Annotated in this window: 23 protein-coding genes; 8 read left to right on the top strand and 15 right to left on the bottom strand. The window is 73.0% G+C overall.

Annotated elements, in window-relative coordinates; translation table 11 throughout:
• Positions 1-13 precede the first annotated feature (13 nt).
• Genes QZX64_RS06035 through QZX64_RS06025 form a run of 3 tightly spaced genes read right to left on the bottom strand, consistent with a single transcriptional unit; the run spans position 14 to position 2,495 of the window.
• Entirely contained in the window at positions 14-1,147 is a 1,134-nt protein-coding gene (locus QZX64_RS06035) for an SPFH domain-containing protein (RefSeq protein ID WP_295657702.1), read from the bottom strand.
• Positions 1,148-1,189: 42 nt separating this feature from the next.
• Positions 1,190-1,651 (bottom strand): NfeD family protein, encoded by a 462-nt coding sequence (locus QZX64_RS06030; protein ID WP_295657701.1) that lies wholly within the window; start codon positions 1,649-1,651, stop codon positions 1,190-1,192.
• A 31-nt stretch (positions 1,652-1,682) separates the two neighbouring features.
• A complete protein-coding gene (locus QZX64_RS06025; RefSeq protein ID WP_295657700.1) occupies positions 1,683-2,495 on the bottom strand; it encodes an ABC transporter ATP-binding protein in 813 nt (270 codons plus the stop codon).
• 52 nt (positions 2,496-2,547) lie between these two features.
• On the opposite strand from QZX64_RS06025, the gene QZX64_RS06020 reads away from it, so the two are divergent.
• Together QZX64_RS06020 and serB are read left to right on the top strand one after the other, a co-directional pair.
• A complete protein-coding gene (locus QZX64_RS06020; RefSeq protein ID WP_295657699.1) occupies positions 2,548-3,276 on the top strand; it encodes a hypothetical protein in 729 nt (242 codons plus the stop codon).
• A gap of 280 nt (positions 3,277-3,556) precedes the next feature.
• On the top strand, positions 3,557-4,792 hold the full coding sequence (serB, locus tag QZX64_RS06015) for a phosphoserine phosphatase SerB (protein ID WP_295657698.1): 1,236 nt from the start codon (positions 3,557-3,559) through the stop codon (positions 4,790-4,792).
• A 3-nt stretch (positions 4,793-4,795) separates the two neighbouring features.
• On the opposite strand, the gene QZX64_RS06010 is transcribed toward serB, so the two are convergent.
• On the bottom strand, positions 4,796-5,572 hold the full coding sequence (locus tag QZX64_RS06010) for a putative protein N(5)-glutamine methyltransferase (RefSeq protein ID WP_295657697.1): 777 nt from the start codon (positions 5,570-5,572) through the stop codon (positions 4,796-4,798).
• Entirely contained in the window at positions 5,565-6,092 is a 528-nt protein-coding gene (locus tag QZX64_RS06005; RefSeq protein ID WP_295657696.1) for a histidine phosphatase family protein, read from the bottom strand. The genes QZX64_RS06010 and QZX64_RS06005 overlap by 8 nt, the downstream gene beginning before the upstream one ends.
• A 33-nt stretch (positions 6,093-6,125) precedes the next feature.
• Between QZX64_RS06005 and QZX64_RS06000 the strand changes: the two genes are divergently transcribed.
• Positions 6,126-7,106, top strand: a complete 981-nt coding sequence (locus QZX64_RS06000; RefSeq protein ID WP_295657695.1) for a cyanophycinase — start codon at positions 6,126-6,128, stop codon at positions 7,104-7,106.
• Positions 7,106-9,880, top strand: coding sequence for a cyanophycin synthetase (gene cphA, locus QZX64_RS05995; RefSeq protein WP_295657694.1), 2,775 nt, complete (start codon positions 7,106-7,108; stop codon positions 9,878-9,880). Before QZX64_RS06000 ends, cphA begins: the two co-directional genes overlap by 1 nt.
• A gap of 111 nt (positions 9,881-9,991) precedes the next feature.
• Here the strand turns inward: cphA and QZX64_RS05990 are convergent, their stop codons facing one another.
• The 4 genes from QZX64_RS05990 to QZX64_RS05975 are packed head-to-tail and all read right to left on the bottom strand — an operon-like array spanning position 9,992 to position 13,478.
• A complete protein-coding gene (locus QZX64_RS05990; RefSeq protein WP_295657693.1) occupies positions 9,992-11,689 on the bottom strand; it encodes a Mur ligase family protein in 1,698 nt (565 codons plus the stop codon).
• A gap of 30 nt (positions 11,690-11,719) precedes the next feature.
• Positions 11,720-12,490 (bottom strand): enoyl-ACP reductase FabI, encoded by a 771-nt coding sequence (gene fabI / locus QZX64_RS05985; protein WP_295657692.1) that lies wholly within the window; start codon positions 12,488-12,490, stop codon positions 11,720-11,722.
• Between the two features lie 18 nt (positions 12,491-12,508).
• Positions 12,509-13,219 carry a 3-oxoacyl-ACP reductase FabG gene (gene fabG / locus QZX64_RS05980; RefSeq protein ID WP_295657691.1) on the bottom strand — a complete coding sequence of 237 codons (711 nt, stop codon included), beginning with the start codon at positions 13,217-13,219 and terminating at the stop codon, positions 12,509-12,511.
• Between the two features lie 46 nt (positions 13,220-13,265).
• Positions 13,266-13,478, bottom strand: a complete 213-nt coding sequence (locus tag QZX64_RS05975) for a dodecin (protein WP_295657690.1) — start codon at positions 13,476-13,478, stop codon at positions 13,266-13,268.
• A 59-nt stretch (positions 13,479-13,537) separates the two neighbouring features.
• On the opposite strand from QZX64_RS05975, the gene QZX64_RS05970 reads away from it, so the two are divergent.
• The gene (locus QZX64_RS05970; RefSeq protein WP_295657689.1) at positions 13,538-13,864 is read left to right on the top strand and encodes a DUF3099 domain-containing protein; all 327 of its coding nucleotides are present in this window, start codon (positions 13,538-13,540) and stop codon (positions 13,862-13,864) included.
• A gap of 176 nt (positions 13,865-14,040) precedes the next feature.
• Entirely contained in the window at positions 14,041-14,238 is a 198-nt protein-coding gene (locus QZX64_RS05965; protein ID WP_295657688.1) for an acetone carboxylase, read from the top strand.
• 42 nt (positions 14,239-14,280) lie between these two features.
• Here QZX64_RS05965 and moaA read toward each other — a convergent pair whose 3' ends face one another.
• The gene (gene moaA / locus QZX64_RS05960; RefSeq protein ID WP_295657687.1) at positions 14,281-15,273 is read right to left on the bottom strand and encodes a GTP 3',8-cyclase MoaA; all 993 of its coding nucleotides are present in this window, start codon (positions 15,271-15,273) and stop codon (positions 14,281-14,283) included.
• A gap of 69 nt (positions 15,274-15,342) precedes the next feature.
• Between moaA and QZX64_RS05955 the strand changes: the two genes are divergently transcribed.
• The gene (locus QZX64_RS05955) at positions 15,343-16,179 is read left to right on the top strand and encodes an SURF1 family protein (RefSeq protein WP_295657686.1); all 837 of its coding nucleotides are present in this window, start codon (positions 15,343-15,345) and stop codon (positions 16,177-16,179) included.
• On the opposite strand, the gene QZX64_RS05950 is transcribed toward QZX64_RS05955, so the two are convergent.
• From QZX64_RS05950 to QZX64_RS05940, 3 genes are all read right to left on the bottom strand, one after another.
• Positions 16,123-16,878 carry an SDR family oxidoreductase gene (locus QZX64_RS05950; protein WP_295657685.1) on the bottom strand — a complete coding sequence of 252 codons (756 nt, stop codon included), beginning with the start codon at positions 16,876-16,878 and terminating at the stop codon, positions 16,123-16,125. The two genes, QZX64_RS05955 and QZX64_RS05950, sit on opposite strands and share 57 nt — an antisense overlap.
• Before the next feature lie 13 nt (positions 16,879-16,891).
• Positions 16,892-18,691 carry an ABC transporter ATP-binding protein gene (locus tag QZX64_RS05945; protein ID WP_366558522.1) on the bottom strand — a complete coding sequence of 600 codons (1,800 nt, stop codon included), beginning with the start codon at positions 18,689-18,691 and terminating at the stop codon, positions 16,892-16,894.
• 149 nt (positions 18,692-18,840) lie between these two features.
• Positions 18,841-20,439: an ABC-F family ATP-binding cassette domain-containing protein gene (locus QZX64_RS05940; protein WP_295657683.1), complete on the bottom strand. Its 1,599-nt coding sequence runs from the start codon at positions 20,437-20,439 to the stop codon at positions 18,841-18,843.
• Positions 20,440-20,508: 69 nt separating this feature from the next.
• Here QZX64_RS05940 and QZX64_RS05935 point away from each other — a divergent pair, with 69 nt between their 5' ends.
• Positions 20,509-21,474, top strand: a complete 966-nt coding sequence (locus QZX64_RS05935) for a neutral zinc metallopeptidase (RefSeq protein WP_295657682.1) — start codon at positions 20,509-20,511, stop codon at positions 21,472-21,474.
• 3 nt (positions 21,475-21,477) lie between these two features.
• On the opposite strand, the gene QZX64_RS05930 is transcribed toward QZX64_RS05935, so the two are convergent.
• Positions 21,478-22,380, bottom strand: a complete 903-nt coding sequence (locus tag QZX64_RS05930) for a phosphotransferase (protein WP_295657681.1) — start codon at positions 22,378-22,380, stop codon at positions 21,478-21,480.
• Positions 22,381-22,479: 99 nt separating this feature from the next.
• Positions 22,480-23,085, bottom strand: coding sequence for an acVLRF1 family peptidyl-tRNA hydrolase (locus QZX64_RS05925; protein ID WP_295657680.1), 606 nt, complete (start codon positions 23,083-23,085; stop codon positions 22,480-22,482).
• Positions 23,086-23,179: the final 94 nt, after the last annotated feature.

Here is a 23,179-nt window from a genome sequence, read left to right as displayed (position 1 = left end):
ACCTCCTACGGGCTCACCGAGCGGGCGGCACCTGTCCCGGGCCGATGGCCGGGTCGATGGCGTCGGAGGTCGCGCTCGTCGCCCCGTTGGCACGGGTCGGTGAGGCGGCCTGCTGCGCGGCGGCGATGGCGTCCTCGACCGCCTTGCTGGAGCCGGCGCCCGAGTCCTCGGAGCCCTGCGGCACGACCGGCTCGGTGGAGCCCATGTCGACGCGGGTGCGCGGCGAGGCGTCCTTGGGGATGCCGGCGATCTCGTGGATCGAGGAGCCGAGTCCCTCCATGGCCTTGGTGATCTCGGACGGGATCACCCACACCTTGTTGGCGCTGCCCTCGGCGATCTTCGGCATCATCTGGAGGTACTGGTAGGCCAGCAGGGACTGGTCGGGCTGGCCGTCGTGGATGGCCTGGAAGACCGTCTGGATGGCCTGGCCCTCGCCCTGGGCCCGGAGGATCTGGGACTCCCGGTCGGCCTGGGCGCGCAGGATCTGGGACTCCCGGTCACCCTGCGCCATCAGGATCGAGGACTGCTTGGAGCCCTCGGCGGTGAGGATCGCGGCCTGCCGCTGGCCCTCGGCGGTGAGGATCACCGCGCGCTTCTCGCGGTCCGCACGCATCTGCTTCTCCATCGAGTCCTTGATGGAGGGCGGCGGGTCGATGCCCTTGAGCTCGACCCGGTTGACGCGGATGCCCCACTTGCCGGTGGCCTCGTCGAGGACGCCCCGCAGGCCGGAGTTGATGGAGTCGCGGCTGGTGAGCGTCTCCTCGAGGTCCATGCCGCCGACGATGTTGCGCAGCGTGGTCATGGTGAGCTGCTCGATGGCCTGGATGTAGTTGGCGATCTCGTACGTCGCGGAGACCGGGTCGGTGACCTGGAAGTAGATGACGGTGTCGATGGACACCACGAGGTTGTCCTCGGTGATCACCGGCTGGGGCGGGAACGAGACGACCTGCTCACGCAGGTCGATCAGGTAGCGCAGCCGGTCGATGAACGGGATGACGATGTTGAGCCCGGCGGGGAGCGTGCCCTTGTACTTGCCGAAGCGCTCGACGATGCCGGCGCGCGCCTGGGGCACGATGCGCACCGTCTTGGCCAGCATGACGATGACGAACAGGACCAGCAGCGCCAGCAGGACCAGGGCGATCTCCATGGGCGTCTCCTTCGTGGGACGGGTCGTGGACGGGAGGGCGGATCAGGACTCGAGCCGGGCGACGGGGTGGACGAGGGCCGTGGCACCGCGGATCTCCAGCACCTCGACCGTCTCGCCCGCCGGGATGCTGGTGGTGTCGTCGTACGGTTCGGCGGTCCAGAGCTCCCCCGCCAGCTTGATCCTGCCCGGAGCCAGGCCCGAGATGTGCTCGGTCACGATGCCCTGCCTGCCGACCAGCTTGCCGTGCCCGAGCGAGAGCTCGGGTCCCCCGTGGAAACGCTTGACCATCGTCGGCCGGACCACGGCCAGCGCTGCCACCGAGGCGGCGGCGGCGGCGAGGACCTGCAGCGCGACGGGCAGCCCGAGTGCGCCGGTGACCATGCCCACCAGGGCCCCGGCCGCGAGCATGGCCAGGATGAGGTCGAGGCTGAACATCTCGGCCACGCCCAGCAGGATCGCGAGCCCGAGCCAGGTCTCCCAGGCATGCTCTCGGAACCACTCCATGCTTCGAGCCTAGCCGGTGGGCGGTGGCCGATCAGCGGGCGCGACGGCCGTTGCGCCGGCGTGCCGCGAAGCGCCCGTCGGACTCGGTGAGCACCAGCGGCATGCCGAACGTCGACGACAGCGCCTCCTCGGTGACCACCTCGTGCAGCGGCCCCTGCGCGACGGTCCTGCCCTCCCGCAGCAGCAGGGCGTGGGTGAAGCCCGGCGGGATCTCCTCGACGTGGTGGGACACCAGGACCGTCGCCGGTGAGTCGGCGTCGAGGGCGAGCACCGACAGGGTGCTGACGAGGTCCTCGCGACCGCCGAGGTCGAGTCCGGCGGCGGGCTCGTCGAGCAGGAGGAGCTCGGGGTCGGTCATCAGCGCCCGGGCGATCTGGACCCGCTTGCGCTCGCCCTCGCTGAGCGTGCCGAAGGTGCGCTCCGCCAGGTGGGCCACGCCGACCTCGACGAGCAGGCCGTGCGCGCGGTCGTGGTCGAGGTCGTCGTACTGCTCGCGCCACCGGCCCACCACGCCGTACGACGCGGAGACGACGACGTCGCGCACGAGCTCTCCTCGCGGGACGCGCTCGGCCAGGGCGGCGCTGGTCAGCCCGATGCGCGGGCGCAGCTCGAAGACGTCGACCGTGCCGAGGACCTCGCCGAGGATGCCGGCCACCCCGCCGGTCGGGTGGATGTGGGCGGCGGCGACCTGGAGGAGCGTGGTCTTGCCCGCGCCGTTGGGGCCCAGGACGACCCAGCGCTCGTCCTCCTCGACCGCCCAGTCGATGCCGTCCAGCAAGAGGGCCGGCTCGTCGAGGGGGCCGCGGCGGACGGTGACGTCTGCGAACTCGAGGACGGCGACCATGGCGTCACCCTAGCCAGGGGGCCGACGACCCGCGGAGGTAGCCTCGACCGCCGTGACGAGCCTTCCCGATGCCGCGCGGCTGGCGTGGTGGGGCACCGCCTGGCTGCGGGGCCACGTGGTCACCGACCTGCTGCTGGACGCGGTGACCGGCGACGACGCCGTGCACGAGGTGCGCGACCCGGCCGACGGCGGGACGCCCACGAGCCTCCTGGACGTCCTCCTCGACGTCCGCAACGGCGGCGGCGACTCCCTCGGGCTCGCGCTGCCCACCGAGGGCGACCTCGTCGGCCTCGGCGGCCCGAGCGCCCTCAACCTCGACGCGGTGGAGGTGGGCGAGGCCGCGGTGTGCGGGCCGGCAGGGATCGCCCTGGTGCCGCACCGGGTCGGTCGCGCGGTCCTGTGGCGACGGCACGTGGCCGCCCGGCGGCAGGTGCCCGACGTCGGCGAGGCCGACCGCGGCCTGCGCGCGGCCCTGCTCGACAGCGCCGCCGCGCTGGCCGCGCTGGACGTGGCCCGCTGGCGACCGGACGTGGCCGACGAGCTGATGGACCTGCGCCGCACCGCGGTGCTGGACGCCCCCGACGGCACGCCCGCGCGCTGCGTCGAGCTGGCGGCGCGCGGCCTGCGCTGCGAGGCGATCGTCGACCTGGCCCTGGCTGACGAGGGCGGTGCCGTCACGGCGCTGGAGATGGCGGCACGCCGCGACGCCCTCCGCCCCCTGGACCGCGCCGCGCGCCGGGCGGTCGTGGCGGCGTGCTCGCCGGAGGTGTGGCCGGACTGAGTCGGAGCTCGGCCGTTGGTTGGTTCATCAAGGTATGTCGGTGAGCTGGTGCCTCCCACGGCGTGCAGCCCATGGGAAGCAACAGCTCGGCGACATACCATGATGAACCGTCACCGGACGGCGCCCGGATGCCGGCGTACGACGGGCCGTCATGCCGTGCCGTGGCCGCAGCGGCACCCGGAGGCACGCTCGTGGAGAGCCGATCGGTGTGCTCCATGCCGGTCCACGGCGCGACGCACCGCCGACACCCGCACCTGCGGGCAGTAGCCTCGGGCTCGCCATGGACCCCTTGCCGGAGCACGACGCGGACCTGCCCAGGACCCTGTTGATCACGCTGACCGGCAAGGACCGGCCGGGCGTGACCTCCGCGGTCTTCTCCCGGCTCGCGACCGCCGGGGTCGAGGTGCTCGACATCGAGCAGATCGTGCTGCGCCGCCGGCTGGTGCTGGGTGTCCTGGTCACCGCGCCCCGCGACTGGAAGAAGCTGCGTGCCGCCATCGAGCTGACGGCCGAGCAGCTCGACATGAGCGTCGACGTCGACCGGGGGATCGGCGACAACAAGGTGCGCAGCGAGGGCCGCTCGCACGTCACCGTCATCGGCTCGCCGCTGCGGGCCTCGGCGATGGCGGCGATCGCCGGGCGGATCGCCGACAGCGGCGCGAACATCGACCGCATCGAGAGGATGGCGCGCTACCCGGTCACCGCGATCGACCTCCACGTCTCTGGCACCGACCCTGAGCGGCTGCGCGCGCTGCTGGCCATCGAGGCGGCCGGCCAGGGTGTCGACATCGCGGTGCAGCCCGCCAACCTGATGCGGCGCGGCATGCGGCTCATCGTCATGGACGTCGACTCCACCCTGGTCCAGGGCGAGGTCATCGAGATGCTGGCCGCGCACGCCGGGCACGAGGCCGAGGTCGCCCGGGTGACCGAGTCGGCGATGCGCGGCGAGATCGACTTCGAGACGTCGCTGCGCGAGCGGGTGCGGCTCCTCGAGGGCGTCGAGGCGGGTGTCCTCGACGAGGTGTACGACGCCATCGAGCTGGCGCCGGGGGCCCGCACCATGGTGCGCACGCTGCGCCGGCTGGGCTACCGCTTCGCCATCGTCTCGGGCGGCTTCAGCCAGATCACCGACCGGCTGGCCGCCGATCTGGGCATCCACTACTCCCGCGCCAACGAGCTGGAGATCCTCGACGGCCGGCTGACGGGCCGGATCCTCGGCGCCGTCGTCGACCGGGCCGGCAAGGCCACGGCGCTGCGCGAGTTCGCCGACGAGGTGGGCGTGCCCGTCGAGGCGGTGATCGCCATCGGCGACGGCGCCAACGACCTCGACATGCTCGCCGCCGCCGGCCTCGGGATCGCCTACAACGCCAAGCCGGTGGTGCAGGACGCCGCCGACGCCTCCGTCAACGTGCCCTACCTCGACGCGATCGTCTACCTGCTCGGCATCTCGCGCGAGGAGGTCGAGTCGGCCGACGCCGAGGCCGGCATCGTGACTCCCGAGCCACCGCTCCCCTGACGCCTACTGGCGCCGTCCGACCACGCAGGTGCCGTCGACCTCGTCGTCCAGCACCACCTCGGGCACGAAGCCGCGCCAGAGCATCTTCGAGGCGGTCGTGTCGGCCTGGCGCCGGCTGGTCTCGACGATCACCACGCCGGTCGGCGCGAGCAGCGGCCGCGCGGCCGCGGCCACCCGGTCCTGGAGCGTGGTGCCGTCCGGGCCGCCGTCGAGCGCCGCGGTCGGCTCGTGCAGCCGCGCCTCGGAGGGCATCCGCGCGATCTCGTCGCTGGGCACGTACGGCGCGTTGGCGACCAGGACGTCGACCCGGCCGACGTAGGCCCGGGGCACCGACTCGGCCATGTCGCCCACCTCCGCGCGCCCCCCGAGGGGGTCGAGGTTGAGCCGGGCGCACGCCACCGCCACCGGGTCGTTGTCACTGGCGAAGACCGTCGCGTCGGCGCGGGCCCCGGCGATCGCCGTGGCGATCGGCGCGGCGCCGCAGCACAGCTCGACGAGCAGCCCGTGCCGGGGCAGGTGGGTCAGCGCCTGCTGCAGCAGGACCTCGCTGCGGCGCCGCGGGACGAAGACCCCGGGGCCGACCTGGATCCGGACGCCGGCGAACTCCGCCCAGCCCAGGATGTGCTCCAGCGGCTCCCCGGCCACCCGGTCGAGCACGGCCGCGGCGAGATCGGCGCCCTGGAACTGGGCGAGCAGGAGTGCGGCCTCGTCCTCGGCGAACACCGAGCCCGACTCGCGCAGCCGCGCCGCGATCTCCGGGACGTCGAGCTCGTCAGCCACGGCCGACGTGGAAGGCAGCCACCCGGGCGGAGCCCAGGTCGAGGTCGGCCCACTCGCCGTCGTACTCGAAGACGGTGAGGGCGCAGGTCGGGTAGCCGCCGGTCATCTCGCTGGTCGCGGCCTCGTCGCCGGTGCCGTCGGAGAGCAGCTGGGCGAGGTAGCCGACGGTCGGGTTGTGGCCGATGACCAGCAGCGAGCGCGCCTCGGCCGGGACCTGCCGCACGACGTCGAGCGCGGCCTCCGGCCCGGCGGCGTACAGCGCGGTCTCCAGGTCGGCCTCCACCGACCAGCCGGCGGCCCTGGCGAGGACCTCCCACGTCTCACGGGTGCGCACCGCGCTGGAGACCAGGACGTGGTCCGGCCGGACGCCGACGTCGAGGAGCCACCGGCCCGCGTCGGCCGCCTGGGCCCGGCCCCGCTCGACCAGCGGCCGCTCCACGTCGGAGGCGGCGACCTGCTCGGCCTTGGCGTGGCGCATCACCACGAGGTGGCGAGGCGTGGCTGCTGAGTCCGTGTGCACCGGCTCAGTGTGACTCCCGATAACCTCCGTGTCATGCCAGAACACACCCCCGGTCCGCTCCTGATCATCGGGGGGGCCGAGGACAAGCTCCGCAAGCGCACGATCCTCGGCGAGTTCGTCGCCGCCAGCGGAGGTGCCGGGTCGAGGATCGCCGTCATCCCCACGGCGTCCTCGCTCGGCGACGAGGTCACCGAGGTGTACGACGCCCTCTTCCGCCGGCTGGGCGCGGCCGAGGTGATCGCGATGCGGCCCGAGAGCCGCGACGACGCGCACGACCCCGAGCTGGTCGCCCGGCTGCGCAGCGCGACCGGGATCTTCATGACCGGCGGCAACCAGCTCAAGCTCTCCGCCATCATCTGCGGCACGCCCCTCGGCGACGCGATCATGCAGGCCCACCTCGACGGGGTCGTCGTGGCGGGCACCTCCGCGGGCGCGAGCATCCAGTCCTCGCACATGGTGGCGTTCGGGGTCGGTGGGGCGACGCCCAAGCAGCGGATGACCCAGGTGGCCGCGGGGCTGGGACTGCTCCACTCCACCGTGATCGACCAGCACTTCGACCAGCGCAACCGCTACGGTCGGCTGCTGATGATCGTGAGCCAGTCGCCCCAGCTCCTCGGCCTGGGCATCGACGAGGACACCGCCGCGATCGTGACCTCCGAGGACGGCCGCGAGGTGCTGCGGGTCGCCGGCCGCGGTGCCGTCACCATCCTCGACGGGTCGCACATGGTGACCAACGCCTACGAGGCCAGGCGCTCGTCCCCGCTGCTCGCCAGCGGCGTGGTCCTGCACGTGCTGCCGGCCGGCCAGGCCTTCGACCTCACCGCACGCGCCCTGGTGCCGCACCGGGCGGCGGTCGCCGCCGAGGACGCCGCCGAGATCGCCGAGGCGCAGCGCGACATGCGCCAGATGGCCCGCGACATCGCGGCCGCCGACAAGTCGCCCCAGGCCCTGCGCGCCCGTCTGGCCCGCAGCCGCCGGACGACCTCCCCCACCGACCCGGACGGAGACCGCTGATGAGCGAGCGCCCCACCCCCGACCTCACGATCCTCGAGACCCGCGTCTACCGCGGGGCGAACGTCTGGTCCTACGACAAGGCCATCCACCTCGTCGTCGACCTCGGGTCGCTCGAGCAGTTCCCCACCAGCACGCTGCCCGGCTTCGCCGAGGACCTGGTCGCCATGCTGCCGGGGCTGCGCGAGCACTCCTGCTCCCGCGGCCGCCGCGGTGGTTTCGTGGAGCGGCTCCAGGAGGGCACCTGGCTGGGGCACGTCGCCGAGCACACCGCGCTGGCGCTGCAGCAGGTCGTCGGCCACGACATCCGGCGGGGCAAGACGCGCCAGGTCGAGGGCAGCCCCGGCGTCTACAACATCATCTACGGCTACGTCGACGAGCAGGTGGGCCTCCTGGCGGGGCGCCTCGCCGTACGCCTGGTCAACCACCTCGTGCAGGGCGACCCCGACCTCGACTGGGAGGCAGAGCTCGAGCGGTTCATCCTCAAGGCCGAGCGGTCGGCGTTCGGGCCCTCCACCCAGGCCATCCTGGACGAGGCCGTCTCCCGCGACATCCCCTGGATCCGGCTCAACCAGCACTCGCTGGTGCAGCTGGGCCAGGGCGTGCACGCCAAGCGCATCCGCGCCACGATGACCTCCAACACCTCCTCCATCGCCGTCGACGTGGCCTCCGACAAGGACCTCACCACCAAGCTGCTCGGCGCGGCCGGGCTCCCGGTGCCCAAGCAGGACTCCGTGCGCACGGCCGACCAGGCCGTCGCCGCCGCCACCCGCATCGGCTTCCCGGTCGTGCTCAAGCCGCTCGACGGCAACCACGGGCGCGGGGTGTGCCTGGACCTCCGGTCCGAGGCCGACGTCCGCGTGGCGTTCTCGGTCGCCCAGGACCAGTCGCGGCGCGGCTGGGTCATCGTCGAGTCGTTCGTCACCGGCAAGGACTACCGCTGCCTGATCATCAACGGCCGGATGGAGGCCATCGCCGAGCGCGTGCCGGCCCACGTGGTGGGCGACGGCACCTCCACGGTCGAGCAGCTCGTCGAGCTGACCAACGCCGACCCGCGGCGCGGCGTGGGCCACGAGAAGGTGCTCACCCGCATCAAGGTCGACGACGCGGCGGTCGAGGTGCTCGCCGGCCAGGGCCACCAGCTCGACTCGGTGCCCGAGCAGGGCGAGACGGTCAGGCTCGCCCTCACGGGCAACATGTCCACCGGCGGCATCTCCATCGACCGCACCTTCGAGGCGCACCCCGAGAACGTCGAGATCGCCGAGGAGGCCGCGCGGATGATCGGCCTCGACATCGCCGGCATCGACTTCATCTGCCCCGACATCACCGAGCCGGTGCGCGAGACCGGCGGCGCGATCTGCGAGGTGAACGCCGCTCCGGGGTTCCGGATGCACACCCACCCGACCATCGGCGAGCCGCAGTTCATCTCCAAGCCGGTCGTCGACATGCTCTTCCCGCCCGGCGCCCAGAGCCGCATCCCGATCGTGGCGGTCACGGGCACGAACGGCAAGACGACCACCAGCCGGATGATCAGCCACATCTTCAAGGGCATGGGCCGCAAGGTGGGCATGACCTCGACCGACGGCGTCGTCATCGACGAGCGCCTGCTCATCAAGGCCGACGCGTCCGGCCCGCGCAGCGCCCGGATGGTCCTGCAGAACCCCCGCGTCGACTTCGCCGTCTTCGAGGTCGCCCGCGGCGGGATCCTGCGCGAGGGCCTGGGGTACGAGCGCAACGACGTCGCGGTGGTGCTCAACGTGCAGCCCGACCACCTCGGCCTGCGCGGCATCGACACCGTCGAGCAGCTCGCCGACGTCAAGGCCGTGCTCGTCGAGGCGGTCCCCCGCGACGGCCATGCCGTCCTGAACGCCGACGACCCGCTGGTGCGCGAGATGCGGCGCAAGTGCTCGGGACAGGTCGTGTGGTTCTCGATGGAGGAGCCGGGCACCGAGGTGCGCGACATGGTCGAGGCCCACTGCCGCCGCGGCGGCAAGGCGCTGGTGCTCAACCCCTCCGACCGCGGGGAGATGATCGTCGTCAAGCACGGCCGCCGCGAGATGCAGCTGGCGTGGACCCACCTGCTCCCCGCCACCTTCGGCGGCCGGGCCCGGATGAACGTGCAGAACGCGCTGGGTGCCGCCGCGGCGGCGTTCGCGGCCGGCGCGCCGCTGCACGACATCCGGCAGGGCCTGCGCACCTTCGCCACCAGCTACTACCTCTCCCCCGGGCGTCTCAACGAGGTCGAGGTCGACGGCGTCAACGTCATCGTCGACTACTGCCACAACGCCCCCGGCATGAAGATGCTGGGCGACTTCGTCGACCGCGTGGGCGAGTCGCTGGAGTCCTCCCACGACCTCGCCCGGCCGTCTCGCATCGGCATCATCGCCACCGCCGGCGACCGCCGCGACCAGGACATGCGCGAGCTCGGCCACATCGCCGCCCAGCACTTCGACGTGGTCGTCGTCCGCGAGGACGAGGCGTTGCGCGGTCGCGAGCGCGGCGACGTCGCGGCCCTGGTCCGCGAGGGCGTGAACGCGGCCATGGCCGAGGGTGCCCGCTGCAAGCAGGTGGAGACCGTGCTGGAGGAGATCAAGGCCGTGCGCCGCGCGATGAGCCACGCCAACAAGGGCGACCTCGTCGTGGTCTGCGTCGACCAGCACGCCCAGGTGATGTCGGAGCTGGAGAGCTGGTCGAAGACCGCCCAGGCCGGCGCCGGGACGTCGGAGGAGCACCCCACCGCCGACCCCGACTACGTCGCGGCCCTCACCGACGAGTGAGCCGTCGGCACCACGGCCGGTCCGGACGCCGTTCCACGGGGTGCTGCACGACGTCATGCGGATGGTGGAGACGGGTCCACGGATCGTATGACGTCCCCTCGGTGGGGCAGGTCAGCCGCGAGCCGCCCGCACCTTGGCCGCCAGCGCCTCCGGCGAGTCGGCGGTGCCGCCGCGCCCGGCGATCCATGCGTAGCACTCGTGGCGCTCCGCGTGGCACATCAGGCCGACGACGTCCCCCGGCTCCGCCCGGTCCACCATGGCCTCCAGGCACGCCACCTCCGTCGGCCTCGACTCGATGTCGGTCACGCCCACGCGTGCGGCACCGGCCCGCAGCAGGGCCTCCAGCCCCTCGAGGGTGCGGCCGCGCAGGTAGCCCTCCTTGTGGCCGATCATCACCACGTCGCTGTCCCGGGCACCGATCTCGCCCAGCATCTCGATCAGGTCGTCGGTGCGGTCGCCCACGGCGCCGAGCCCCAGGACCAGGCGGCGACCCGGCACCCGCACCCCGTTCATGATCTCGAGCATCGCCTCGAGGCCCGCCTCGTTGTGCGCCAGGTCGAGGACCACCGAGACGGCGCCGCGCGGACCCGGCACCGTGAAGAAGTTCATCCGGCCGGGGTTGTGCTCGGGGTCGGGACGGAACGTGCGCAGCCCCTCGACGACCACCTCGCGCGAGATGCCGACGGCCAGGGCGGCGGACGCGGCGGCCAGGGTGTTCTCCACGTTGAAGCGCGACAGCCCGGCCAGCGTCATGGGCACCTCGACCAGCTCCACCAGCGGGTCGGGGTCCTCACCGGGACGGAGCACGCTCACCCAGCCGTCGATGACGGTGGTGGCCCGGCCGCCCTCGCCCAGGACCTCGCGCACCCCGGGTGAGTCGGGGTCGCGGGAGAACACCCACGGCCGGGCCACGACCACCGAGCGCATGGCGTAGACCCGCGGGTCGTCGGCGTTGAGCACCGACCAGCCGCTGCGACGGGTGATCCGCGGCACCACCGCCTTCACCTCGGCGAGCTGGTCGACGGTGTCGATGCCCTGGAGGCCGAGGTGGTCGGCGGTGACGTTGGTGACGACGGAGACGTCGTTGCGGGACAGCCCGATGCCCTTGAGCAGGATGCCGCCGCGGGCGGTCTCGGTGACCGCGAGCTGCACCTGCGGATGGGCCAGCACGCGGCCCGCGCCGCTCGGCCCGGAGTAGTCGCCCGCCTCGATGAGCTCGCCGTCGACGTAGATCCCGTCGGTGTTGGACCAGCCGACCAGTCGCCCGTCGGCGCGGGCGATGTGGGCGATCATCCGGCTGGTCGTGGTCTTGCCGTTGGTGCCGGTCACCGCCACCACGGGGATCCGCGGGACGATGGTGTGCGGTGGCGCGCCGACGGGCGACGCGGCCACCCGGGCAGCGGCCTCCCCGACCACCGTGTCGACGTCGGCGCTGGGGAGGTGGTCGATCACGTCGGCCACGGCGCGGCCCATCGCCTGCGCGCGCTCCCGGTTGCGCCACGGGAAGGCCACCACGACCTGGTTCGGGTCGCCGGTCGAGCGCACCCGGACGGCGAGCCGCGCCGTACCCGACTCCGAGGCGATGGCGCGCACCAGCCGCTCGACCGCGCGCAGCGCGAAGCGCTGCCGGAACCCCGTGCCGGGCTCGCCCGGCCGGGCGTTGCGCAGCCCGATCCGGCCGGCGAGGCGCACCGCGCGGTCGGTCGGCGCGGTGGCGATGGCCCCGATGTCGAGGGTCAGCTTGATCGCGGCCCGCGGGAAGTACAGGTTCGGCCCCTCGAGGACGCGCAGCTCGACGAGTGAGGTCACGGCGGCACGCTACGCGAGGCGGGGCCGGCCTCAGAGCCCCATCGCGTGGAAGCCGCCGTCGACGTGCACGATCTCGCCGGTGGTGGCGGGGAAGAAGTCCGAGAGCAGCGCCACGACCGCCTTCGCGGTGGGCTCCTGGTCGGACTCGTCCCAGCCGAGCGGGGCGCGGTCCTTCCACGACGACTCGAGGTCCTCGAAGCCCGGGATCGCCTTGGCGGCCAGGGTCTTCAGGGGGCCGGCGGCGACGAGGTTGCAGCGGATGCCCTGGGGACCGAGGTCGCGGGCGAGGTAGCGCGAGGTCGACTCGAGCGCCGCCTTCGCCACCCCCATCCAGTCGTACGCGGGCCAGGCGCTGGTGGCGTCGAAGGTGAGTCCGACGATGGACGACCCCTCCGACATCACCGGCTTGGTGGCGACGGCCAGCGACTTCAGCGAGTACGCCGAGACCTGCACCGCCTGCGCGACGTCGTCCCAGGGGCCCTCGAGGAAGCGGCCGCCGAGGAGCGTCTGCGGGTTGCCGTAGGCGATGGAGTGCACGACCCCGTCCAGCCCGTCCACGTGCTCGCGCACCGCGTCGGCGAGCCCGTCGAGGTGGCCCTGGTCGGTCACGTCGAGCTCGATCACCGGGGGCTCCTGCGGGAGCCGCTTGGCGATGCGGCGGGTGATGCCGAGCGCCCGCCCGAAGTTGGAGACGAGCACCGTGGCGCCCTGCTCCTGGGCGACCTTCGCCGTGGCGAAGCCGATGGAGGAGTCCATCGTCACCCCCGCCACGAGGATGCGCTTGCCGTCGAGGATTCCCATGTCAGTGACCCATCCTTCTCAGTGACCCATGCCCAGTCCGCCGTCCACCGGGATCACGGCCCCGGTGACGTACGCCGCGCCGTCGGAGGCCAGCCACGCGACCGCGGAGGCGACCTCGTCGGGAGTGGCGTAGCGCGCCAGCGGCACCTGCTCCTTGATCCTGCTCCGCTGCTCGTCGGTGAGCACAGCGGTCATGTCGGTCTCCACGAAGCCGGGAGCCACGACGTTGGCGGTGATCGAGCGGCTGCCGAGCTCGCGGGCCAGCGAGCGCGCCATGCCGACGAGGCCGGCCTTGGACGCCGCGTAGTTGACCTGGCCCGCCGAGCCGAGGAGGCCGACGACGGAGGAGATGAAGACGATCCGGCCGCGGCGCAGCCGCAGCATGCCCTTCGCGGCCCGCTTGGCGAGCCGGAAGGAGCCGGTGAGGTTGGTGGCGATGACGGAGTCCCAGTCGTCCTCGGACATCCGCAGCACCAGGGTGTCGGCGGTGATCCCGGCGTTGGCGACCAGCACCTCGACCGGACCGTGCGCCTGCTCGATCTGGGCGAACGCCGCCTCGACGGCCGCGGCGTCGGTGATGTCGCAGCGCACGTCGAGGGCACCCTCGGGCGCTCCCCCGCTGCGCGTGGTCACTGCCACCTTGTCACCGGCTGCCAGGAAGGCCTCGGCGATGGCGCGGCCGATGCCGCGGTTGCCGCCGGTGACCAGGACGGAACGAGGTTCACTCACGGGCCACGACGCTATCCATTACCGGGTGGTAGACCCAACCCGGGAATCACTCGTCCTCGAGGCGGAAGCCCACCTTCATCCCGACCTGGTAGTGCTCGACCTCGCCGTCCACGGCCTGCCCGCGGATCTGCGTCACCTCGAACCAGTCGATGTGGCGCAGGGTCTGCCCGGCCCGTGCGATGCCGTTGCTGATGGCCTGGTCGATGCCGTCGGGCGAGGTGCCCACGATCTCGGTGACGCGGTAGGTGCGGTTCGTCATGGGGACTCCTGGATCGCTGCGGAAAGGGGCATGAACACTACCGACATACAGTGGCAGACATGGCTCTCCGGCGCGCGCACGACGACGGGGCAGCGGTCCGCATCACCACCGCTGCCGAGAGCCGCGACGCCGACATCTCGGCCCGTCAGCGGCGCTACGTCATCTCCATGACCATCCGCACGCTGTGCTTCGTGGGCGCCGTCGCGGTCGGTCCCGGCTGGCTCCGCTGGGTGCTGGTGGCCGCCGCGCTCGGGCTGCCGTACATCGCCGTGATCATGGCGAACGTCTCCCCGCCCCGGGCCGATCCGTTCGAGCTGCGCTCCGACCTCTCCCGGACCGCCCTCCCTCCGGGGCGGGCCAACCCCCCGGAGCGCCCCTTCTCCTGAGGCCTCGCACCCGCCTGGAGGGCGCCTGGGATGAGTTGGAAATTGCTTGTGCCCGTGCAATGATCGATGAGATGAGTTCAGCATCCCCCGTCTGAATTCATCGTGGTGCCGGACGGCTTCCCCCGTGGCTGTCCGGCACCACTCATTTGTCCGCAGGACCACGCCGGCGAGGAGCCATGGACCAGCCCGTCGACACCTGCTCCGCTAGAGGCTGCACCGCTGGGGCCACCTGGGCGCTGCTGTGGAACAACCCGAAGATCCACACGCCCGACCGTCGCAAGACCTGGCTGGCGTGCGACCAGCACCGCGAGAGCCTCTCGGCGTTCCTGGGCGCACGGCAGTTCCTGCGCGACGTCGTCGCGCACCCCGCCTGAGAGTCCAGCCTGCGGATCGGGCTGGGAGACCGGCCTGAGGGCTCAGCCGCCGATCGCGGACATCGGTCGCGTGGGCTGGAGGAAGCTGGGGTCGTCGATGCCGTGACCGGCCAGCTTGCCCTGCATAGCGACCACCCACCGCGCGGCGATCTCCTCGTCGTCGGCACCGCCCCGCAGCGCCGTGCGCAGGTCGGACTCGCTGCGGGCGAACAGGCAGTTGCGGACCTGCCCGTCGGCGGTGAGCCGCACCCGGTCGCAGTCGCCGCAGAACGGCCGGGTGACCGACGCGATGACGCCCACGGTCGCGGGGCCGCCGTCGACGCGGAACAGCTCGGCCGGGGCGCTGCCGCGCGGCTCCTCAGCCGGGCTCAGCTCGAAGTCGCGCTCGAGGTGCTCGAGGATCTCGTCGGCGGTCACCATCTCGGTGCGGGACCAGCCGTGCTGGGCGTCGAGCGGCATCTGCTCGATGAAGCGCAGGTGGTAGCCCTCCGTGATGCACCAGCGGAGCAGCTCGCCGGCCTGGTCGTCGTTGACCCCCCTGAGCAGCACGGCGTTGATCTTGACCGGTCCCAGGCCGGCGTCGCGCGCCGCCTCCAGGCCGGCGATGACGTCGTGCAGGCGCTCGCGACGGGTGATGGTGGCGAAGGTGTCGGCCCGGACGGTGTCGAGGCTGACGTTGACCCGGTCGAGCCCGGCAGCGGCCAGGGTGCTCGCGGTGCGGGCCAGCCCGAGCGCGTTGGTGGTCAGGGAGGTCTCGACGCCGCCCAGCTCGTGGGTGCGGCGGACGATGTCGGGCAGGCCACGGCGCAGCAGCGGCTCTCCCCCGGTGAACCGGACCTCGGTGACGCCGAGCCGCTGCACGCCGATGGTGACCAGCCGGACGACCTCGTCGTCGGTGAGCGTCTGCTCCGTCGGCATCCAGTCGAGCCCCTCGGCCGGCATGCAGTAGGAGCAGCGGAGGTTGCACCGGTCGGTCAGCGAGACGCGCAGGTCGGTGGCCACCCGGCCGAAGCGGTCCTCCAGAGCGTGAGTCATGTCTCCCATCCTAGGCGACTCGGCCAGCCGAGGCCGAGCCGCCGACCACGACGGGGATAGCCTCGAGCGGTGCGACGCGTCGGGTTCCTGCTCAGCCGCAGGTGGCTGCTCTTCCTCCTGGTCGTCGCCGCGCTCGCGTGGCTGGCGTGGCGGCTGGGCGAGTGGCAGTTCGACCGGCTCGCCGACCGCCAGGAGCGCAACGCGGTGATCGAGCGCAACGAGGCGCTGCCGCCGGCCGAGGTCACCGACCTGCTCGCCATCGGCGAGGGCGTCGGTGCCGGGGAGCAGTGGCGCGTCGTGGAGGCCACAGGCACCTACGCCGTCGAGGACACCGTCGTGGTGCGCTACCGCACCCGCGAGGGGGCCTCCGGCGTCGACGTGGTCGTCCCGCTGGTGCTGGCCGACGGCACCGCCCTGCTGGTGGACCGCGGCTGGGTGGCCACCGACAACCGCGGCGCCGCGACCGAGGAGCTGCCGGCCCCGCCGCCGGGCGAGGTCTCGGTCACCGGCTGGGTCCGGCAGGACGCCACGGGTGACAGCACGGCCGTCACCGACCAGTCCACGCGCAGCATCAGCAGCGAGCGCATCGGCGAGGCGCTGGACCGACCGGTGCTCGGCGGCTTCGTCGACGTCCGCTCGGAGTCCCCGCAGCCCGAGACCCCGCTGCTGCGCGCCGAGCTGCCCGAGCTCGACAACGGCCCGCACTTCTACTACGGGCTCCAGTGGTGGTTCTTCGGGGCGCTCGCCGTCTTCGGCTTCTTCTACCTGATGTACGACGAGTACCGCGGCGTGCGCCCCGGGCGACGGGGCGGCGCGGTCGGCGACGACCACGACGTGGCGAGCGACGACTCAGAGGGCGCGCAGCATCCCGCCGTCGACGGGAAGCATCACGCCCGTCAGGAATGAGGCCGCCGGCGACAGGAGGAACGTCGCCACCCGGCCGAACTCCTCCGGATCGCCGTACCGGCCGATCGGGATGGTGCGCAGGGCGGCCGCCCGGGCGGCCTCGGCGTCACCGGTGGACGCGTCGAGCTCGGCCACCCGCTCGGTGGCGATGCGACCGGGAAGCAGCCCGTTGACCCGGACTCCCCCGGGACCGAGCTCGTCGGCCAGCGTCTTGGCGACCATCGCCAGGCCCGGTCGCAGGCCGTTCGAGATCGCCATCTCGCGCAGCGGGACCCGCACGCTGGAGGAGAGCACCAGGGCCAGGGAGCCGCCCGCCGGGAGCGCCTGCCCGATCTCCCGCGAGAGCCGCACGGCGCCCAGGAAGACCGAGGCGAAGGCGGTCGACCACTGCTCGTCGGTGATGCCGGTGACCGGCCCCTTGGGCGGACCGCCGACGCTGAGCAGCGCACCGTCGAGCCGGCCCCAGGTGTCCTGGGCCGCAGTCACCAGCCGGGCCGGCGTCGCCGGGTCGGCGTTGTCGGCCACCACGGTGGTCGCGGCCTCGCCCAGCCGGCCGGCGGCCGCGGCCAGCGACTCCTCCGAGCGGCCCGAGAGCACCACCCGGGCTCCCTCGGCGACCAGGCAGTCGGCGGTGGCGCGGCCGAGCCCGCGGGCCCCTCCGGTGACGACGAAGACGCGGTCGCGGAGCTCGAGGTCCATGCCCCGCACCGTACTAGGAGGAGACCTCCTCGAGCCCCCCGCGGGAGAACTGCGTGCGGTGGAGATCGGCGTACAGGCCGCCCGCCGCGAGCAGCTCGTCGTGGGTGCCGCGCTGCACGACCCGGCCGTCGTCCAGCACCAGGATCAGGTCGGCGTTGCGCACCGTGGAGAGGCGGTGGGCGATGACCAGGGACGTGCGGTGCTCGAGCGCCGCGTCGAGCGCGCGCTGCACCGCCGCCTCCGACTCGCTGTCGAGGTGCGCGGTCGCCTCGTCGAGGACCACGATCGCCGGCGCCTTGAGGAGCAGCCGGGCGATGGCCAGCCGCTGCCGCTCGCCGCCGGAGAGCCGGTAGCCACGGTCGCCGACCACGGTGTCGAGACCGTCGGGCAGTGCGCGCACCAGCGAGGCGATCTGGGCGGCCTCGAGGGCCTCCCAGACCTGCTGGTCGTCGGCGCCCGGCCGGGCGTACAGCAGGTTGGCGCGGATGGTGTCGTGGAACATGTGCGCGTCCTGGGTCACGTAGCCGACGACCTCCTCCAGCGACTCCAGCGTCACCTCGCGCACGTCGTGGTCGCCCACGCGCACGACGCCCGTCGTCGGGTCGTAGAGCCGCGCCACCAGGTGCGTGACGGTGGTCTTGCCGGCGCCGGAGGGCCCGACCAGCGCGACCATCTGGCCCGGCTCGGCGGTGAAGGCGACGCCGCGGAGCACCTCCCCGGAGTCGTGGGACGGCTTGCGGGCCACCGACTCCAGCGACGCCAGCGAGATGTCGTCGGCGCGCGGGTAGTGGAAGGACACGTCGTCGAACTGCAGGCGGGCCGCGCCCCGGGGCAGGTCGACGGCGTCGTCCCGCTCCTCGATGAGCGAGGGCAGGTCGAGCACCTCGAAGACGCGGTCGAAGCTCACCAGGGCCGTCATCACGTCGATGCGGACGTTGGACAGGCTCTGCAGCGGCCCGAGCAGGCGCAGCAGCAGGGTGCCGAGCGCGAGGACCGTGCCGATGGTCAGGGCACCGTCGATGACGAGCTGGCCGCCGACGCCGTACACCAGGGCCGTGGCGAGGGCCGGGACCAGCAGCATCGCAGCCACGAAGACGCGGGTGATCAGCGAGATGCGGATGCCCAGGTCGCGCACGTTGGCGGCCTTGCCGGCGAAGAGGAGGTCCTCGACGTCGCGGCGCCCGAAGAGCTTGAGCAGCATCGCGCCGCCGACGTTGAACCGCTCGGTCATGGCGTTGCCCATGTCGGCGTTGCCGTCCATCTGCTCACGCGTCAGGCCGGCGAGGCGGCCGCTCACCCAGCGGGAGGTGAGCAGCAGGATCGGGAAGAGCAGCAGGCACAGCAGCGTGACCTGCCAGCTCAGCGCCAGCATGGCGATGCCGACGACGACCACGGAGATCAGGCTCGAGACGGTGGTGGAGAGCGTGGAGGTGAAGGCGCGCTGGGCGCCGATCACGTCGTTGTTGAGACGGGACACCAGGGCACCGGTCTGGGTGCGGGTGAAGAAGGCGAGCGACTGGCGCTGCACGTGCCCGAACACCTGGGTGCGGAGGTCGAAGATCAGGCCCTCACCGATGCGCGAGGAGAACCAGCCGCCGATCACCGAGAGCACCGCGCCGATCACGGCCACCCCCGCCATGGCCAGCGCCAACCAGGTGACCAGCGAGCCGTCCCGGCCCACGATGCCGTCGTCGACGAGGCGCTGCACCAGCAGCGGCGTCACCACGACCAGGCAGGCGTCGACCACCGTGATCGCCAGGAACGTCGCGATGAGGCGTCGGTGCGGGCCCGCGAAGCCCAGCACGCGGCGCACGGTCCGACGGTCGACGCGGCCTCGGTCGACGTTGCGGTCCGTGCGCATGTGGCGCCACGCGGGACCCATCCCTGAGCTCAATGACATGTGTCGTCCTTCCGACCCTGGGGCAACGTGGGCTGCCGACCGGTTGTTCCCCCGGGCCCTGCTCAGGCGAGGCTGACCAGGTCCGCGTAGTCCTCGTTCCAGAGGTCCTCGTCGCCGTCGGGCAGCAGCAGCACCCGGTCGGGCTCGAGCGCGCGGACAGCGCCCTCGTCGTGGGTCACCAGGATGATGGCGCCCTCGTAGGTGCGGATGGCGGCCAGCACCTCCTCGCGCGAGGCGGGGTCGAGGTTGTTGGTCGGCTCGTCGAGGAGCAGCACGTTGGCGCTGGACACCACGAGGCTGGCGAGGGCGAGCCTCGTCTTCTCGCCACCGGAGAGCACCGCCGCCGGCTTGTGGGCGTCGTCGCCGGAGAAGAGGAAGGAGCCCAGCACGCTGCGCGCCTCGGTGTCGGTGAGCTGCGGCGCGGCGCTCTGCATGTTCTCCAGCACCGTGCGGCTGGTGTCGAGCGTCTCGTGCTCCTGGGCGTAGTAGCCCACCTTCAGCCCGTGCCCGGGCACGACCTGCCCGGTGTCGGGGGCGTCGACGCCGGCCAGGATGCGCAGCATGGTCGTCTTGCCGGCGCCGTTGAGGCCCAGGATGACGACCCGGGAGCCCTTGTCGACCGCGAGGTCGACGTCGGTGAAGACCTCCAGGGAGCCGTAGGACTTCGAGAGCTCCTCGGCGGTGATGGGCGTCTTGCCGCAGGGCGCGGGCGAGGGGAACTTGATGCGGGCGACCTTGTCGGCGGCGCGCTCGCCCTCCAGCCCCGCCATCATCTTCTCGGCGCGCTTGAGCATCGACTGGGCGGCGGTGGCCTTGCTGGCCTTGGCACGCATCCGGTTGGCCTGGTCGGTGAGCGTCTTGGCCTTGGACTCGGCGTTGGCGCGCTCACGCTTGCGGCGCTTCTCGTCGGTCTCGCGCTGGGTGAGGTAGTTCTTCCAGCTCATGTTGTAGACGTCGATCTCGCCGCGGTTGGCGTCGAGGTGGAGCACCTTGTTGACGGTCTCCTCGAGCAGCGCGTTGTCGTGGCTGATCACGATGAAGCCGCCCTTGTGGGCCTTGAGGAAGCCGCGCAGCCACACGATCGAGTCGGCGTCGAGGTGGTTGGTCGGCTCGTCGAGGATCAGGATCTCGGCAGCGGAGAACAGGATGCGCGCGAGCTCCACCCGTCGGCGCTGGCCACCCGAGAGGGTCTTCAGCGGCTGGCCCAGGATGCGCTCGGCGATGCCGAGGCTGGAGGCGATGGTGGCCGCCTCGGACTCCGCGGCGTACCCGCCGCCGGCGTGCAGCTCGGCGTCGGCCTGCTCGTAGCGGCGCATGCCCCTGTCCCGGACGGCCGGGTCGTCGCTGCCCATGTCGAGCTCGGAGCGCCGCAGCCGGCGTACGACGTCGTCGAGGCCGCGGGCCGAGAGGATGCGGTCGCGGGCGAGCACCTCGGGGTCGCCGGTGCGGGGGTCCTGCGGGAGGTAGCCGACCTGCCCGGTGCGCGTCACGGTGCCGGACGCCGGCAGCGCCTCGCCGGCGAGGATCCTGGTGAGCGTCGTCTTGCCGGCGCCGTTGCGGCCGACCAGGCCGACCTTGTCGCCGGCGGCCACGCGGAAGGACACACCCTCCATCAGGAGACGTGCACCGGCGCGCACCTCGAGTTGTTGGGCGGTGATCATCGTGGTGGCTAGTGTACGGAGCCCGAGCGGCCATCGACGACTCGGCGCCACGCCCCCGGAAGGATGCCCATGCGCTTCAACCCCAAGGCCCACCTCGACACCGGTCGCATCGGTGACGCCGGTCGCGGCGGTGGCGGCGGGCTGGGCCGCGGCGGGCTGGGCGGCGGCAGGCGCGGTGGCGGCATCCCGATCCCCGGCGGCGTCGGCGCGGGCGGCGGCATCGGCACCCTGATCATCATCGGCCTCATCTTCGTGCTGACCCAGTGCGTCGGCGGCGGCGGCGGCCTCCCGACCGGCGGGGGCGTGCAGGGCGGCACCGACACCGGCCGGATGGCCGACCCCGAGCGCTACGCGAACTGCCGGACCGGCGCCGACGCCAACCAGGACGTCGACTGCGCCCGCGTCGCGGTGGAGAACTCGCTCTACAACTACTGGAGCCGGGCGGCGCCCGAGCTCGGGGCGCAGTTCGCCCCGGCGTCGATGACGACGTTCAGCGGCGCCGTCAACACCGGCTGCGGCCAGGCGTCCAGCCAGGTGGGCCCGTTCTACTGCCCGCCCGACCAGGCCATCTTCCTCGACACGACCTTCTTCACCGACGTCCTCGAGGGCCAGCTCGGCGGCCAGGGCGGCGACTTCGTCGAGCCCTACGTGCTCGGCCACGAGTACGGCCACCACGTCCAGAACCTGCTCGGCATCATGGGCCGGGTGAGGACGCAGCAGGGCCCCGAGTCCGACGCGGTGCGCCTCGAGCTCCAGGCCGACTGCTTCGCCGGCGCGTGGACCCGGGCCGCCACCGGCACGACCGACACCGACGGCGTCGCGATCTTCGCCGAGCTCGACCAGGCCGACATCAGCGAGGCTCTCGACTCCGCCAAGGCCGTGGGCGACGACCGCATCCAGCAGCGCTCCGGCGGCGGCGTCGACCCCGAGGGCTGGACCCACGGGTCCGCCGAGCAGCGGATGCGCTGGTTCTCCACCGGCTACGAGTCCGGCGACCCCGCCCGGTGCGACACCTTCGGGGCCAGCGAGCTCTGAGCCCTACCCCATCAGGGCCTCGACGTGCGGCCCGAGGCGCTGCAGCGAGCGGAGGTACGGCGCCACGCTGGGATGCTTGAGCTTGGCGGCCAGTGCGCCCTCCCCCGGCGCGACGCGCGCCAGGGCCCAGTCGGCCCGGGTCAGGGCGGTGTAGACGGCCGTGGTGCGCGCGCCGAGGAGGACGTCCTCGCGGTCCGCCGTGCGTGCCGGCAGCCCGATCAGGTAGGCGTCGAGCAGCGGCTCGAGGTCCTCGCGCGCCGTGAGGGAGAGGTAGCCGAGGTCGCCGCCGACGTGGCCGAGCCCGAGGGTCGACCAGTCGATGGCGACGACGTCGTCGCCGGCGCGGCCGGGCAGGTTGTCGGCCGTGGGGTCACCGTGCTGCGGCACCAGCGGCAGGGCGTCGACCTGGTCGAGCAGGGGCTCCCGGCGGCGCCACAGGTGGTCGGCGATGTCGGCGACCGTCGTGCGGGCCAGCGTCGACCACCCGCCGCGGCGCTCGACGCGCCGCAGCCGGTGCCGCAACTGGTCGCGGACGAGGAAGCGGGTGCGGGGCAGGTCGCAGCCGGCGAAGCGCCCCATCCCGATCGCCCGGAACGGTCCGCTCGTCGCCGCGTCCTCCACCCACTCCCGGGTCAGGGTGATGCCGTGCTCGTCCTCCTCCACCGCAGCCACGACGCCGCGCAGCCCGACGGTGTGCTGGACGATCCCGGTGTCGTGGACGTCGGGCTCCCGGCGCCAGTAGGCCGGGTGCGTGGGGTCCTGGAGCTCGGCGGGGTCGTGCGCCTCCGGCCGGCGCAGCCGCTTGATGACGACCGGACGGTCGCCCAGCGCCGCCCGCCAGATGCCGACGGTGGACGTGCCGGTGCCCGGCGGCATGGCGCGCCAGTCGGGCTGCGGCTCCCACATGGTGGGGACGCTAGCGCAGGTCATCGGCCGACCAGGCCCATTGAGCGACCGACGACGGCCGCGTGGCGAGCGCGGTGACGGCGTGAACTGCAGGCGGGATCAGGCGTTGACGACCTCGATCGCGAGCGACGCCGCGTCGAGGACGGCCTGGTCCAGCACCGCCCGCTTCGGGTCGGGCACCGGGAGCCACGGCTCGACGACGTCGAGTCCGGCGAGGCGCCGGTCGGCCAGCACCTCCTCCACCGCAGGACGGTCACCGCCGACGACGCCGACCGGGACGCCGGCGAGGATCCGCGCCGCGTGGTCGGCCGCGGCTTCGTAGGCCTGGCGGGCCTGGTTGTCGCGCCGCCGGGCGAACCGCTGCTGGCTCTGCCCGCCCGCCTTGGTGCGCCCCTGCACGTGGCGCTGCCCGATCTTGTGCTCCACCACGGCGCCGGACTCGATGCGCGCCACGGCGAACCCGCCCTTGCGCACCAACAGCACGCCCCATGCCCGTGGCGGCTCGACCGCGGCCACCAGCGCTGTGACCTCCGCCGGGCCGTCGTACGCCGCGGCGAAGGGCAGCCGGACGGTGAAGGTCGACCCGTCGACAGCCTCGCCGCCCAGCGCTCCCTCGACCACCCTCAGCACGGTGCCGCCGTGCCGCGCACCGAAGTTCTCGACCCACCGACCGAGGCGGACGGGGGGCAGCAGCAGCGAGGGCACGGGGCGAGGCTACCGACGGCGGAACCGCGGCGGCGGCCGGGCCGTCCGACCCTCATGAGGACGATGCTCACCGCGGCCCTGCTCGCCCTGCTCG

Source organism: uncultured Nocardioides sp. (genome assembly GCF_902805925.1).
Taxonomy (GTDB): Bacteria; Actinomycetota; Actinomycetes; order Propionibacteriales; family Nocardioidaceae; genus Nocardioides.
Note: the sequence above shows the minus strand (reverse complement) of the source record. Positions and strands in the feature narration are given on the sequence as shown.